Below are 14,243 nucleotides of genomic sequence, written 5' to 3'. Positions count from 1 at the left end.
GGTCAAGTGACGGGAATGAAACCAAACTTGAGCGCGTTAGACTCAACGTAAGCGACCAGCTGACCGAAAGGAGCCTGCCATGGCTGCAAAGTTCGATCCGATCCGCGATCTCGACCGCTTCTTCTCCGACATCACCCGCACCCCGAACAGCACCGCCCTGCCGATGGACCTGTACCGCGACGGCGACGCCTTCGTCGCCCGCATCGACATGCCCGGTGTCGACCCGTCGAGCATCGATGTCGACGTGCAGGATCGCACCCTGACGGTGCGCGCCGAGCGGACCGCCTCGACGGACAGCTCCGAGGTGCAGTGGCTCAGCCGTGAGCGCCCGACGGGCACCTTCGCCCGCCAGCTGACGCTGGGCAACCGCATCGCCCTCGACCAGATCACCGCTGCCTACGAGGACGGCGTGCTGCTGCTGACCATCCCGGTCGCAGAAGAGGCCAAGCCGCGCAAGATCTCGGTCAACCACACCCAGCGCGGAGACGTCATCTCCGGCGACGAGTCCCAGGCCTGATGAGCTGAGCGCTCCTGCGCCCAGCTCATCACGCCAACGGGCCGCACACCTGAGCAGGTGTGCGGCCCGTTTCGTGTCTCAGTTCCTAATGCTGGGGGACGCCGGAGCTGTGCTGCGGCTCAGTCGGTGCTCAGCACGATCTTGCCGAAGCGCAGGTTCGAATCGAGCTGCGAGTGAGCCTCTGCCGCCTCGTCGAGCGGGTAGACGGAGTCGATGATCGGGTCGATCGAACCGTCTTCGACCATATCGAGCAGGCCGGCGAAGTCCCGCGGGGAGCCCATGGCGGTGCCGAGCACGCGCTTGTGGGCCAGGTACAGGGTGCGGATGTCGAAGTCCTCGACGACGCCCTGGTTCTCCGTCCCGCCGAGGGCGACGACCGCGCCGCCGGGCTTGAGCATCATGACCGATTCCTGCAGCGTCGAGCCCACGGAGTCGAAGACGAGGTCGGCCTCGCCGATCTCATCGCGCAGTGTCAGCTCCCAGTCGTCGACCGTGTAGTCGACACCGGTGACGGCGCCGAGTTCCTTGGCGAGGTTGATCTTGTCGTGATTCGACGAGGTCACCGCCACACGCGCACCGGCCTTGACCGCCAGCTGCAGGGCCAGCAGCGAGAGCCCGGAACCGGCGCCGAGGATGACGACGGTCTGGCCCTTCTCAAGCTGCCCGACGGTGAACAGCGCGCGATAGGCCGTCACTCCCGACAGCGCCAGCGCTCCGGCTTCGGCCCAGGCCATCCGCTTGGGCTTGGGGTACAGGTTCTCCTCCGGCACGGCGATGAGCTCGGCATAGGTGCCGTCGCTCGGGCCGCCGAGGATGCTGAAGTCCGGGCCGGCGCAGGCATCGGAGTCACCCCAGTTGAGCGAGGGGAAGACGATGACCTCCTCGCCGGTGTCGCGGCGGATGCCGGCGGCATCGGAGCCGAGGATGAGCGGCAGGTGCGGGCGGTACTGCGGTCCGGCGCCTTCGCGGATGAGTGCGTCGCGCCGATTGATGCCGGCCATCTTGACCTCGACGAGGACCTTTCCATCTGCCTGCGGTTCGGGCAGTTCGGAACACTGCAGCACCTCGGGCCCGCCGTGCTCAGTGAGCTGGATTCCACGCATGACGTCTCCTTCCTGACTCTGGGTCCATCCTCTCATGCCGGCACTCCCCTGAGGCGGGTGGGCGCGCCTGCGACCAGGGATGTCTCAGTCTGCGGTCGGCAAGCGTGAGATGCTCACGAGGCACAGATAGGGCAGCTCGAATGTGCCGGTCGTGTCGAATCCGGCCTCATGGGCCCGATAGTCGCGGATATTGGCTTCGACCCGGGAGCGGGTGCGCTCGTTGGAGCGCAGCCAATAGGACCGGGTGGCTGCCAGCTTGACGACGGTGTCGATGGTGACCGGTGTGGTGAAGAGGTGCTCCTGGGTGGGTTCAGTCGTAAACCCGTGCCCGAGGTGGGGCTGCCAGCCGGGCCGGTAGACGTCGCCTGCGTGCATGATCCGGGCCAGGCGCAGCACCCACGGGATGCGCACGTCGAGCTGGTTGTTCAGGATCGCCAGCCTGCCGCCGGGGCGCAGCACCCGGGCGATCTCCGCACCGGCGGCCTGCGGGTCGAACCAGTGCCAGGCCTGGGCTGCGGTGACGATGTCGACGGAGGCATCCGGCAGCGGGATCGCCTCGGCGGTGCCGACGCGCACCTGGGCGGGATTGCGGGCGAGCAGCTGTTCATCCGGATCGACGGCAGTGAGTTCGGCGACCCGGTCATCGAGCAGCAGGTCGCGGCTCAGCAGCCCGGTGCCGGCCCCGAGGTCGCAGACATCGAGCTGCCGGTCAGCCGCCTCGGCGAGCACAGCGTCGATGGCATCAGCCGGGTATCCAGGCCGGACGGCGTCGTAGAGTTCGGCGGTCGTGCCGAAGCGGCGCCCGTGGGCTGTCCGGGTCTGCTGTGGGATCTTGGGGCCCGCTCCGTAGCGCAGGTCGCTCTCGGCCGGCTGGGAGGTCACTGCTGCGTCTCCGGCGGCAGGTGGTAGTCGATGACGATGCCGCGGTGATCGGATCGGGAGATCTCCAGGATCTGCCCGCCGATCGGGTGCAGGGCAGCCCGATCGTAGACCTGGTGATCGATCTGCGCGCCGACCAGGCCAGGCCAGCTGGCAGGCCACGTACTGGCTCCGGCCGTCCGCAGGCTGCGGGCTGCATCCGCACAGCCCTCAGGCACTGCGAACGGGGCGTGGTCGAGAGTGGCGTTGAAGTCGCCTGCCACGAGGACGCTGCTGCCGGGCTGACACAGGCCCGTGGCAGCAGAGACGGTGCGCTGCCATTCGCGCTGGACCAGGCTGCGCTGGATCGGCGCGTGCGTATGCACCGCATACATGTCCCCAAGCCTGGTGCGCATGCCCACGAAGGCGCGCGACGCCTCGGGATCGGCAAGCTCTTCAGGTTCCAGGGAATTGTGCACGGCCAGCACCGTGCCGGCCTCACCGTCGAAGACCGCCCGGTGGGCAATGCGGTAGTCCCCGGCGATACCACGCTGCTCAAGAGCCTCGACGAGGGTCTGCCGGTCGGTCTCCTGCAGGGCGATGACCCCTGCTCCCCTGGCGTCAGGGCCGAGCACATCATCAAGGCTGCCGGCGCCGAAGAACAGGTTCGCTGAGATGACCCGCAGATCACCGGGCACAGCGGTCAGCTGGGCCTGCGGGGTGCCGCCGCGCAGCCCAAGCACGCCGAGGCTGACAGCGACGAAGATGAGCGAGGTGGCGATGAACCCGGCGCAGAAGCGCACGCCGCGGCCGACGACGAAGCTCAGAGACAGCAACGCGAGGAAGACGATGAGGGCGGCGGTGGCCAGTGCGCGGAATGACTGCAGGTGGGCGATGCCGGTGACAGCACCGAGGACGAGGTGCTGGGGGAACCACATGAGCACACCGAGCGCGACGGCTGTGATGATGCCCAGCAGCACGGGAACCAGCGGTGACTGGGCGCGTGGGGATTGTGGCACGCCAGTAGTATAGGAGACACCGATCTCGTCGCGCTGTGAGAGGATCTCCCCCATGTCCCTGACTGACCTGTCCCGTTCCGATCTTGAGGCTGCGCTCGAGCAGGCTCACGCCGACTACGAGGCGTTCGCCGGGCGCGGACTCGCCCTCGACATCACGCGCGGGAAGCCCTCTGCCGAGCAGCTCGATCTGGCCGCGGACATGCTCACGAACGTCACCGCTGATGACTGCCTGTCCCCCAGCGGCGTCGATGTGCGCAACTACGGCGGACTGGAAGGTCTCATCGAGCTGCGGGAGATCTTCGGTCAGCTGCTCAAGGTCCCAGCATCCCAGCTGCTCGCCCAGGGCAACTCCTCGCTCACCCTTATGCATCAGGCGCTGAGCTTCGCCTGCCTGTTCGGCACCTCAGCAGGCACCACCCCGTGGGCCCAGCAGCCGCGCCGCATCCTGTGCCCGGTGCCCGGTTACGACCGTCACTTCGATCTGGCGGAGGCGCTCGGCTTCGAGCTCGTCTCCGTGGAGATGGACGACGAGGGACCGGTCCTTGAGCAGGTCGAAGAGCTGGTGGCCACCGACCCGACGATCAAGGGCATGTGGCTGGTGCCGATGTACTCGAACCCGACCGGCATCACCATCAGCAACGAGCGCGCACGCCGGCTCGTGTCGATGAAGACCGCAGCCGAGGACTTCAAGCTGCTGTGGGACAACGCCTATGCCCTCCACCACCTGCGCCAGCCGCACGCCGAGGTGATCGACATCCTGTCCCTGGCAGCTGAGGCCGGCAACCCGGACCGGGTGTGGATCTTCGCCTCGACATCGAAGGTCACCCATGCCGGTGCCGGTGTCGCGTTCTTCGGCGCCTCGGATGCCGATGTCTCCTGGTTCACCGGGCATCTCGCGGCCGCGTCGATCGGGCCGGACAAAGTGAATCAGCTGCGGCACCTGCGCTTCTTCGGTGATGCTGACGGGGTCGTCGACCATATGGTCAAGCATGCCGAGATCCTGCGCCCGAAGTTCGAGGCGGTCTCCCGGATCCTCGGTCAGCGCCTCGGCGACGATGACATCGCGACGTGGACGGATCCCAACGGCGGGTACTTCGTCACCGTCTCGGTGATGCCCGGCACCGCTGATCGGGTCGTCAAGCTCGCCGCCGAGGCCGGGGTCAAGCTCACCCCTGCTGGTTCGACGCACCCGTACAAGCTCGATCCGGACAACGCCGTCATCCGGGTGGCTCCGTCGATGCCGACACTCGAGGATGTCGAGACGGCCGTCGAGGGCTTCGCCGTGTGCGTGCGGCTGGCCGCCTGCGAGAAGCTGCTCGCCGAGGACTGACACACAAGACGCAAGCGCGGGTGCAGAGGATGGTCCTCTGCACCCGCGCCTGTCGTGTCAGCGCGTGGTCGCTGGGCGGCTCAGACTGGGATCACCAGTCGTAGAAGCCCTTGCCGGTCTTGGCTCCGAGCAGGCCGCCGTCGACCATGCGCGAGAGCAGGATCGGCGGCTTGGCAGCCGGGTCGCCTGTCTCTTCGTAGATGCTCTGGCCGACGAACAGGCAGGTGTCGAGGCCGACCATGTCGGCGAGCTTGATCGGGCCCATCGGGTGCGCGCAGCCGTTGACCATGCCGGTGTCGATGTCCTCCTTGGTGGCGTGACCGGATTCGAGCATCCGGATGGCCGAGAACAGGAACGGGATGAGCAGGGCGTTGACGATGAAGCCGGGACGGTCATCGGAGCGGATCGGGGTCTTGCCGAGCACCTCGGTGGAGAACTTCTCGATCTCGTCTGCCACCTCGGGCGCGGTGACGACCGAAGAGATGATCTCGACGAGCGGCTGCACCGGGGCGGGGTTGAAGAAGTGGAGGCCGAGGACGCGCTCGGGCCGCGAGGTCGCCTGGGCGAAGCGGATGATCGGCATCGACGAGGTGTTCGAGGCGAGGATCGCCTGCTCGTCGGTGACGATGGCGTCGAGTTCGGCGAAGATCTTCTTCTTGATGTCCTCGTTCTCGCTGGCAGCTTCGATGACGAGCTGGCGGTCGGCCATCTCGGAGAGCTCGGTGGTGAACGTGAGCCGGCCGAGGGCCTCGTCGCGTTCCTGTTCGGTCATCTTGCCGCGCTCGACGCCCTTGGCGAAGGACTTCTCGATGCGCTTGCGGCCGGCAGCCACTGCGTCGTCATTGATGTCGCGGACGACGACGCTCAGGCCGGCGCGGGCGAGCACCTCGGCGATGCCCGATCCCATCAGGCCGCAGCCGATGACTCCTGCACGTTCAATGGTCACTGGTACTCCTTCGGTCGCTCTGTGTGCGCCGGGCGTGCTGCCCGGCGGTCTGTCTGTCGATTCGGCCGGTGGTCTCAGCGGCCTGCCATGAACCAGTCGGTCCGGCGGATCGCCTTAAGTGCCTGCTTGCGGCGCTCGGCTGGCAGCGTCTCGATGTAGACGATGCCGTCGAGGTGCTGGGTTTCGTGCTGCAGCATCTGGGCGAAGACCTCCTCGCCTTCGACACGGATCTCCTCGCCTTCGACGTTGAGCCCGGTGACGGCGGCGTACTCCCAGCGCGGGGTGGGGAACCACAGTCCCGGCACGGACAGGCAGCCTTCGTCGATATCGCGCAGCTCGCCGCCGGTTTCGACGATGACGGGGTTGATGACATGGCCGATCCGTCCGTCGAGGTGGTAGGCGAAGATCCGCTTGTCCATCCCGATCTGGGGTGCTGCCACGGCGGCCCGGCCCTCGGGCACGGTCGTGTCCGCGAGGTCCTGGACCATGCGCCGCAGGCGGTCGTCGAAGACCGTCACCTCAGTGCAGCGGGTGCGCAGCACCGGGTCGCCGTAGCAGCGGATCTCCCGCTCAGCCATCGACCACCACGACGAGGTCGCCGCCTTCGAGCTGCTGGACTTCGCCGATCGCCACACGCGAGACGGTGCCGTCGATGTGGCTGGTGATCGAGGCCTCCATCTTCATCGCCTCAATGGTGGCAACGGTCTGGCCGGCCTTGACCTCGTCGCCGACCTTGACCTGCAGGGTCACGACGCCGGCGAACGGGCTGGCGACGTGGCCGGGGTTGGAGGTGTCGGCGCGCTCAGCGGTGGCGACGTCGACCTCGATGGAGCGGTCGCGCACCGACATCGGGCGCAGCTGGCCGTTGAGCGTGCACATGACGGTGCGCATGCCGCGGTCGTCAGCGGCGCCGACGGCCTGGACGCCCATGAGCAGCGCCTTGCCCTTCTCGATGATGACGGAGTGCTCTTCGCCTTCGTCGAGTCCGTACAGGTAGGCCTGGGTCTCCAGTACCGACAGGTCGCCGTAGGTCTCCCGCATCCGGTTGAATTCCTTCGTCGGGGCGGGGAACAGCAGCCGGTTGAGGGTCTCCTGGCGGGTGCGGCCGGGCTCGGTGAGCAGTTCGGCGTCGTGCGCGGAGAGGTCCTCGGTGGCCGGCTTGTGGGAGCGGCCGTCGAGAGCCTTGGTGCGGAACGGCTCGGGCCATCCGCCGGGCGGGTCGCCGAGGTCACCGGAGAGGAATCCGATGACCGAGTCCGGGATGTCGAAGTTCGCCGGGTTGTCTGCGAACTCCTTCGGGTCAGCGCCGACTGCCACAAGGTGCAGGGCGAGGTCGCCGACGACCTTCGATGACGGGGTCACCTTGACGAGGTGGCCGAGGATGTCGTCGGCAGCTTCGTACATCGCCTCGATCTCCTCGAACTTCTCCCCCAGGCCGAGTGCGTTGGCCTGCTGGCGAAGGTTCGACAGCTGCCCGCCGGGGATCTCGTGGCGGTAGACGCGTCCGGTCGGTCCCGGCAGGCCGGATTCGAACGGCTTGTAGACGTTGCGCACGGCCTCCCAGTACGGTTCGAGGTCCTCGACGCTCTTGAGCGACAGGCCGGTGTCCCGGTCGGTGTGCTCGAGTGCGGCCACGAGCGCAGAGATCGACGGCTGCGAGGTGGTGCCGGCGACCGAGGCGCTGGCGACGTCGACGGCGTCGGCACCCGCTGCCGAGGCGGCGAGCAGGGTGGCGAGCTGGCCGCCGGCGGTGTCGTGGGTGTGGACGTGGACGGGCAGGTCGAAGTTCTTCCGCAGCGCGGTCACCAGCTTGGTGGCTGCCGCCGGACGCAGCAGGCCTGCCATGTCCTTGATGGCGAGCACGTGGGCGCCGGCCTCGACGATCCGCTCGGCCAGGCCGAGGTAGTAGTCGAGCGTGTAGAGCTTCTCATCGGGGTTGTTGAGATCCGAGGTGTAGCACAGCGCGACCTCGGCGACGGCCGAGCCGGTACTGCGGACCGATTCGATGGCCGGGCGCATCTGCTCGACGTCGTTGAGGGCGTCGAAGATGCGGAAGATGTCGACACCAGTGCGGGTGGCCTCGTCGATGAAGGCATCGGTGACCTCGGTCGGGTACGGGGTGTAGCCGACAGTGTTGCGGCCGCGCAGCAGCATCTGCAGGTTGATGTTCGGCATCGCCTCGCGCAGCTTCGCCAGGCGCTCCCACGGGTCTTCGGCGAGGAAGCGCAGTGCCACGTCGTAAGTCGCTCCGCCCCAGCACTCGACGGAGAGCAGCTGCGGGGTCATGCGGGCGACGTACGGGGCGACGTCGAGGAGGTCCTTGGTGCGCACGCGGGTGGCCAGCAGGGACTGGTGCGCATCGCGGAAGGACGTGTCGGTCACCGCGAGGGTCTTCTCCTGGCGCAGACGCTGGGCGAATCCTTCGGGGCCGAGCTCGTCGAGCGTCTGCTTCCAGCCGGCCGCCGGGTCTGCGTCGAAGGAGACCTCCGGGAGCTTCTCGCTGGGGCTCAGGTAGACCGGCGAGTCGCCGTTGGGCTTGTTGACGGTGACATCGGCGAGGAATTCCAGCAGCTTCGAGCCGCGGTCGGCACCGACCTTGGCCTCCAGCAGGTGGGGCCGCTCTTCGATGAAGGTCGTTGACAGGTCTCCGCGCATGAAGGCGGGGTCATCGAGCACCGCACGCAGAAAGCCGATGTTGGTCGCCACACCGCGGATCCGGAACTCGGCGATGGCGCGGCGGGCGCGGTTGACGGCCTGTTCGAAGTCGCGGCCGCGGGTGGTGCACTTGACGAGCATCGAGTCGAAGTGGGCCGAGACTTCGGCCCCGGCGTAGACGGTGCCGCCGTCGAGGCGCACACCGGCGCCGCCGGCGGAACGGTAGGCGGTGATGGTGCCGGTGTCGGGACGGAAGGAGTTCGCCGGGTCCTCGGTGGTGATGCGGCACTGCAGGGCTGCACCCTTGATCCGCAGGGCATCCTGGGTCAGGCCGAGGTCGGCGAGTGACTCACCGGCGGCGATGCGCATCTGGGACTGCACGAGGTCGACGTCGGTGATCTCCTCGGTGACGGTGTGCTCGACCTGGATGCGCGGGTTCATCTCGATGAAGGCGTGCTTGCCGGAGCGCGGTCCTTCGGTTTCGAGGAGGAACTCGACGGTGCCGGCGTTCTGGTAGCCCAGCGCGCGGGCGAAGGCGAGGGCGTCGTTGCGCAGCGCCTCGGCGATCTCCTCATCAAGGTGCGGGGCCGGGGCGATCTCGACGACTTTCTGGTGGCGGCGCTGGATCGAGCAGTCGCGCTCGAAGAGGTGCACAGCCTCGGAGTTGTTGTCGGCCAGCACCTGCACCTCGATGTGGCGCGGGCGCTGCACGGCCTGCTCGATGAACACAGTCGGATCACCGAAGGCGCCTTCGGCTTCGCGCATGGCGGCCTTGAGTGCGTCGACGAGCTCAGTCTTGTTCGCCACCCGGCGCATGCCGCGTCCGCCGCCGCCGGCGACGGCCTTGACGAACAGCGGGTACTCCATGCCCTCGGCCTCACCGAGCAGCTGATCGATATCGGCTGATGGGCGGGTCGATTCGAGGGTCGGGATCCCGGCACGGCGGGCGGCGTCGAGGGCCTGGACCTTGTTGCCGGCCATCTCGAGCACATCAGCCGACGGGCCGATGAAGGTCAGGCCGTTCTCCTCGCAGGCACGGGCGAGATCGGGGTTCTCGGAGAGGAATCCGTAACCGGGGTAGATCGCGTCAGCGCCGGATTCCTTGGCGACGCGGATCATCTCGTCGACGCTGAGGTAGGCGCGGACGGGATGGCCCTCCTCGCCGATCAGGTAGGCTTCGTCAGCCTTGAGCCTATGCTCCGAATTGCGGTCCTCATAGGGGAAGACGGCAACCGTGGAGGCACCGAGTTCGTAGGCGGCACGGAATGCGCGAACCGCGATTTCACCGCGGTTGGCAACGAGAACTTTGGAGAACATCAGGTATGACCGTTCCTCTCGGCGCCGACGGATGGTCGGCGGAATTCCTTTATCGGTTCCTAACTGTACTCAGGGCGGTTTCCGCCACCGTGCACAGGTTCCAGTTTGCTGCTCCAAGTGTACGGGCAGGGCCGGGCGCGGATGTGACCGGCCTGACGTCGAAGCGGTGTCCGTGGTCTTGGCTAGGCTGGCAGCATGCGGATCCTCCACACCTCTGACTGGCATCTGGGGCGCACCTTCTTCGGTGTCGACCAGACCGCCGCGCAGCGTGCGTTCCTCGACCATTTGCTCGACGTCGTCGCTGCCGAGCGCATCGACGCAGTGCTTGTCGCCGGGGACGTCTACGATCGAGCGATCCCTCCGGCTGATGCTCTGACGAACTTCGATGAGACTGTCACTGCGCTCCTCGATTCCGGAGTCCGGGTCATCGCCACCAGCGGCAACCACGATTCGTTCATGCGGCTCGGCCACGGGCGCCGCACCCTCGATCATGCCGGCCTGCACATCCGCACCCGGATCTCCGATCTCACGTGGCCGGTGCTGCTGGGCGGAAGTGCGTCCTCGCCCGAGGCGGTGGTGTACGGGATCCCGTATCTGGAACCTGGACTGGTGGCCGGGAAGTTCGGGTGTGCCCGCAGCCATGAGGCGGTGCTGGCACACGTCATGGACCTCATCCGCACCGATCACCAGCAGCGGTACCCAGACGCCTTCCTCATCGTCGCAGCTCACGCTTTCGTCGGCGGGCAGTCGCTGGCCAGCGAATCGGAGCGCTCGATCGACGTCGGTGGCGTCTCGGTCGTCTCCGCTGATGTCTTCGCCGGTGCTGATTACGCGGCTCTCGGGCATCTGCACCGGCCCCAGGACGTCACCGACATCGTCCGGTATTCCGGGTCCCCACTGCCGTACTCCTTCACCGAGGCCAAGACACCCAAGCGGATGCTGCTGCTCGACACCTCGGGCCCGGAGCTCAGCGTCGAGAGCATCGCCCTACCTGCTTTCAGCGATGTGCGCACCCTGCGCGGCACGCTTGAGGAGGTGCTCGAGACCGGGCGGGCGGCACGTGCCGATGGCGAAGATCTCACCGAAACCCTCGTGGCTGCCGAGCTGACCGACCCGGCTCGGGTGACCGGGGCACTCGGCCGGCTGAAGGAGACCTTCCCGCAGCTCATCAAGATGACCTGGGTCAATGCCGCACAGCCTGCACAGGCACATGAAGCAGCAGCGCAGGGCAGCGTCGAACGCACTGACCGCGAGGTGTTCTCCGACTTCATCTCCCATGTCACCGGACAGCCGGCTGATGTCGAGGATCTCGCCCGCTTCGACTCAGCGCTGCTGGAGCTGCGGGAGGCGACGTCATGAGGATGAACTCGCTGCAGATGCAGGCTTTCGGTCCGTTCCCCGGCGCACAGGCCGTCGACTTCGACGAGCTCGGTGCTGATGGTCTGTTCCTCATCAGCGGTCCGACCGGGGCAGGCAAGACGACGATCCTCGATGCGCTCGCCTTCGGGCTCTACGGCACTGTGCCCGGGGCGCGCAGCGACGCTGAGGACTACCGCAGCCATTACGCCGATCCTGACACCCCGACCTACGTCGAGGTCGAATTCACTGCGCAGGCACGGCGCTGGAGAGTCCGGCGCAGCCCGCGCTACATGCGCCCCAAGAAGCGCGGCACCGGTATGACCGAGGCGAAGGCGACCGCTGAGCTGTCGGTGTTCAACCCGGAGTCGGGGCACTGGGATGGGATCGGCCGCACCGTGTCGGAGGTGCAGGCGGAGATCAACCGGGTGCTCGGGCTCAATGCCGCCCAGTTCATGCAGATCGTGCTGCTCCCCCAAGGCGAGTTCGCCCGTTTCCTGCGGGCAGATCCGATCGAACGCGAGCCCATCCTCAGGCGGTTGTTCAACACCGAGCACTTCACGGATCTGGAGTCGATCCTCGAGGCACGGGCCCGGCAGGCGCGTGCCGCACTCGATGCCGTGTCACAGGAACGGCAGACGCTCATGCGCCAGGCGCAGGGCAGCTGCGGCGAGGATCTGCCGATCCCGACCGCGGCCCATCCGAGTGTCGCCGATGTCGATGCCGTGCTGGGGGCGGCGGTCAGTGTCGTGCGCGAACGGATCGACGTCTTCACTGAGGTGCTGCAGTCTGCGCGCACGCGCTCTGCCGATGCCGAAGCGGCTGCCGACGCAGCAGCGGCACGTCAGGCTGACCGTGAGAAGCTCACACAGCTGCGCAGCCGGCAGGAGGCCTACGCCACCTCTGCTGACGAGCGCGCACGGCTGGCCCAGCTGCAACGCCAGGCGATCAAGGCAGAGAGCGTCGCACCGTACGGACGTGAAGCTGACTGTGCCGTCCGCGAACAGGAAGCGGCAGAGAGGCACCACACCGCAGCGCTGACGGCTTTCAGCACAGAACTTTCTGCACTCCCCCGCCAGCCTGAGACCACCTCTGCCGAACATATCGTTCAGGCAGCTGGCGACGGTCAGCGCGCGGCGGCCAGCATCGCCACGCACCTGACACGCGTCGCTGACCTCAGGCGTGAGCGCACCGACCTCCAGCAGAAGCAGACGGCCGCAGCCGGCCGGGTGGCCGAACTGGAGGAGAAAGCCGCTGCCCAGGATGCCGCACTTGATGAGCTCAACGCCCGGCTTGAGACTCGCAGTGACGTCCAGCGGGAATACGACCGGCTGCTGCGCGCACTGGAAGCCGCTGCGATCCGCCAGCAGCGCGGCGACGAGATCACCGCTGCCGAGCAGCAGCGCGACAAACAGCAGGAAGCGCTGAAGGACAGGCAGGCCGAGGAATCCGCCGCCAAGGACACCTACGCCCGCATCCGTTCGACCCGTCTGGCCGGTATCGCAGCAGAACTCGCTGCTGAGCTGACATCGGGACACGCGTGCTCCGTTTGCGGTGCCACCGAACATCCCGCACCGGCAAAGCCCACCGACGACACGGTGACGAAATCTGACGAGGACGCAGCGCTGAACGCGTGGACTCAGGCGCAGAACGCCACCAATACCGCACGCAGCACGCTGGCAGAGTCGCGCGCCCGGATCACTGCCCTGACCCGCAGCCTCGACGAGCTGGCAGGTGAGGACGCAGCTGTCTCGGTTGCCGAACTCACTCAGGCACGCGACACCGCCGCACAGACACTTCGCGAGCTCGATCAGGCACGCAGAGAGCGTGACGAACTGCGGCAGAAGCGAGTCGCGCTCGAACAGCAGCAGGCCTCAGCTCGGGAAGACGCCCAGACAAGCGCCACCCAGCTGTCGGCAGTCGGCGGCCAGTTGAAGCAGCTCGATGACGTGGTCTCAGGCGACCAAGCAGCGGCTCTGCATCCGTTCGGGTTCGAAACCCCCGATACCTCCGCGGCTGCTGAGGAGTGCGCAGCTCAGCTGCAGCGCTTGCGCAATGCCGGTGAAACGCTGATCCAGGCACAGACGAAGCGAGAAGACACAGCCGCCGAGTCGGCCGAACGCCGAGACGCGTTTGAGACGGCACTGACTGAGGCCGGCTTCACCGACAGAAACGATTATCGGGAAGCCCGCCAGATCGATAAGGCTGGAGTCGACAGCGCTCTGCGCGCCGCTGCTGATGAGGCCGCCCGGATCGCAGAGCTGACAAGCCAGGACTGGTACTCGCCCGCCTGCGCTGACACAGCATCAGACGAGGAGCTGACAGGCAGTGTCGCCGTCACCGCTGAGCAGCGCACGACCGCCGCCTCCGACGCCGAGCATCTGGGTCAGCTGCTGGCGGTGCACAGACATGATGCCGCGGATCTCGTCCAGCTGCGCGAGCGCTTCCTGCACACCGCCGCCGAGGTGGAAGCCGAGGTCGCACAGCGCCGTGGAGACGTCGCCCTTGATGGCATCGTGCGCGCCACCTCCGCTGACAACCTTCACCGGCTGCCGCTGAGCTCATATGCCCTGCTGTCGCTGTTCGTCGAAGTCGCACATAATGCCTCCGAACGATTGCAGACGATGAGCGGCGGTCGGTTCACGCTCATCCACGACCTCTCCCTGCACCGACGGGAGAAGCGCGCCGGCCTCGGCCTGCAAGTGCTCGATACGTTCACCGACGAACCGCGCGATCCCCGCTCACTCTCCGGAGGCGAGACATTCATGGCCTCATTGGCCCTGGCGCTCGGGCTGGCCGACACCGTGGCGGCCGCAGCCGGCGGCATCAGATTGGATTCGCTGTTCATCGACGAAGGATTCGGGTCGCTCGATCCCGACGCACTGGCCCAAGTGATGGAAGTCCTGGACGAGCTGCGCGCAGGTGGCCGCTGCGTCGGAGTCATCTCCCACGTGCAGTCCATGCTCCAGTCGATTCCCCAGCAGTTGCGCATCGAGCGAAGCGCCACCGGATCGACAATCACACACCGCTCCTCCCCCGACAGCTAAGGGCGCTTGCTCCGAGGTCAGACCGCCTGAGCCCGGCACAACTGGTGATCTGTTCAAACTGGTGGCCACCTGCCGTGCGATGTCCGTGACCGCGA

The 14,243-nt window shown here is 67.1% G+C and carries 10 protein-coding genes; 4 read left to right on the top strand and 6 right to left on the bottom strand.

What is annotated here, in order from left to right:
• The first annotated feature begins 79 nt into the window (after positions 1–79).
• Entirely contained in the window at positions 80–517 is a 438-nt protein-coding gene (locus B4E96_RS01920; protein WP_286956218.1) for an Hsp20/alpha crystallin family protein, read from the top strand.
• A gap of 119 nt (positions 518–636) precedes the next feature.
• Here the strand turns inward: B4E96_RS01920 and B4E96_RS01915 are convergent, their stop codons facing one another.
• The 3 genes from B4E96_RS01915 to B4E96_RS01905 all read right to left on the bottom strand — a co-directional run bounded on the left by B4E96_RS01915 (position 637) and on the right by B4E96_RS01905 (position 3,497).
• Positions 637–1,620, bottom strand: coding sequence for a quinone oxidoreductase family protein (locus B4E96_RS01915; RefSeq protein ID WP_180964666.1), 984 nt, complete (start codon positions 1,618–1,620; stop codon positions 637–639).
• Between the two features lie 84 nt (positions 1,621–1,704).
• Positions 1,705–2,502, bottom strand: a complete 798-nt coding sequence (locus B4E96_RS01910; protein WP_286956216.1) for a class I SAM-dependent methyltransferase — start codon at positions 2,500–2,502, stop codon at positions 1,705–1,707.
• Positions 2,499–3,497, bottom strand: a complete 999-nt coding sequence (locus B4E96_RS01905) for an endonuclease/exonuclease/phosphatase family protein (RefSeq protein ID WP_286956215.1) — start codon at positions 3,495–3,497, stop codon at positions 2,499–2,501. Before B4E96_RS01905 ends, B4E96_RS01910 begins: the two co-directional genes overlap by 4 nt.
• Positions 3,498–3,549: 52 nt before the next feature.
• Here B4E96_RS01905 and B4E96_RS01900 point away from each other — a divergent pair, with 52 nt between their 5' ends.
• Positions 3,550–4,827 carry an aminotransferase class I/II-fold pyridoxal phosphate-dependent enzyme gene (locus tag B4E96_RS01900; protein WP_259800323.1) on the top strand — a complete coding sequence of 426 codons (1,278 nt, stop codon included), beginning with the start codon at positions 3,550–3,552 and terminating at the stop codon, positions 4,825–4,827.
• Between the two features lie 91 nt (positions 4,828–4,918).
• Here B4E96_RS01900 and B4E96_RS01895 read toward each other — a convergent pair whose 3' ends face one another.
• The 3 genes from B4E96_RS01895 to B4E96_RS01885 form a co-directional block, all read right to left on the bottom strand.
• Positions 4,919–5,773, bottom strand: a complete 855-nt coding sequence (locus B4E96_RS01895) for a 3-hydroxybutyryl-CoA dehydrogenase (RefSeq protein WP_102160032.1) — start codon at positions 5,771–5,773, stop codon at positions 4,919–4,921.
• Positions 5,774–5,847: 74 nt separating this feature from the next.
• Entirely contained in the window at positions 5,848–6,351 is a 504-nt protein-coding gene (locus B4E96_RS01890; protein WP_170274078.1) for a peptide deformylase, read from the bottom strand.
• A complete protein-coding gene (locus B4E96_RS01885) occupies positions 6,344–9,745 on the bottom strand; it encodes a pyruvate carboxylase (RefSeq protein ID WP_259836430.1) in 3,402 nt (1,133 codons plus the stop codon). The genes B4E96_RS01890 and B4E96_RS01885 overlap by 8 nt, the downstream gene beginning before the upstream one ends.
• A gap of 195 nt (positions 9,746–9,940) precedes the next feature.
• On the opposite strand from B4E96_RS01885, the gene B4E96_RS01880 reads away from it, so the two are divergent.
• Both B4E96_RS01880 and B4E96_RS01875 read left to right on the top strand, forming a co-directional pair.
• The gene (locus tag B4E96_RS01880) at positions 9,941–11,104 is read left to right on the top strand and encodes an exonuclease SbcCD subunit D (protein ID WP_259844517.1); all 1,164 of its coding nucleotides are present in this window, start codon (positions 9,941–9,943) and stop codon (positions 11,102–11,104) included.
• A complete protein-coding gene (locus B4E96_RS01875) occupies positions 11,101–14,148 on the top strand; it encodes an AAA family ATPase (RefSeq protein WP_286956213.1) in 3,048 nt (1,015 codons plus the stop codon). The genes B4E96_RS01880 and B4E96_RS01875 overlap by 4 nt, the downstream gene beginning before the upstream one ends.
• Positions 14,149–14,243 lie beyond the last annotated feature (95 nt).

This window comes from Brevibacterium sp. UBA7493 (assembly GCF_002479565.1).
Taxonomy (GTDB): Bacteria; Actinomycetota; Actinomycetes; order Actinomycetales; family Brevibacteriaceae; genus Brevibacterium; species Brevibacterium luteolum.
This window is presented reverse-complemented; position numbering and strand designations above follow the sequence as displayed.

Excerpts from the sequence above, each read along its gene's own strand:
- B4E96_RS01890 (WP_170274078.1), bottom strand. The coding sequence starts at position 6,351 with ATGGCTGAGCGGGAGATCCGCTGCTACGGCGACCCGGTGCTGCGCACC.
- B4E96_RS01885 (WP_259836430.1), bottom strand. The coding sequence starts at position 9,745 with ATGTTCTCCAAAGTTCTCGTTGCCAACCGCGGTGAAATCGCGGTTCGC.
- B4E96_RS01915 (WP_180964666.1), bottom strand. The coding sequence starts at position 1,620 with ATGCGTGGAATCCAGCTCACTGAGCACGGCGGGCCCGAGGTGCTGCAG.
- B4E96_RS01880 (WP_259844517.1), top strand. The coding sequence starts at position 9,941 with ATGCGGATCCTCCACACCTCTGACTGGCATCTGGGGCGCACCTTCTTC.
- B4E96_RS01920 (WP_286956218.1), top strand. The coding sequence starts at position 80 with ATGGCTGCAAAGTTCGATCCGATCCGCGATCTCGACCGCTTCTTCTCC.
- B4E96_RS01900 (WP_259800323.1), top strand. The coding sequence starts at position 3,550 with ATGTCCCTGACTGACCTGTCCCGTTCCGATCTTGAGGCTGCGCTCGAG.
- B4E96_RS01875 (WP_286956213.1), top strand. The coding sequence starts at position 11,101 with ATGAGGATGAACTCGCTGCAGATGCAGGCTTTCGGTCCGTTCCCCGGC.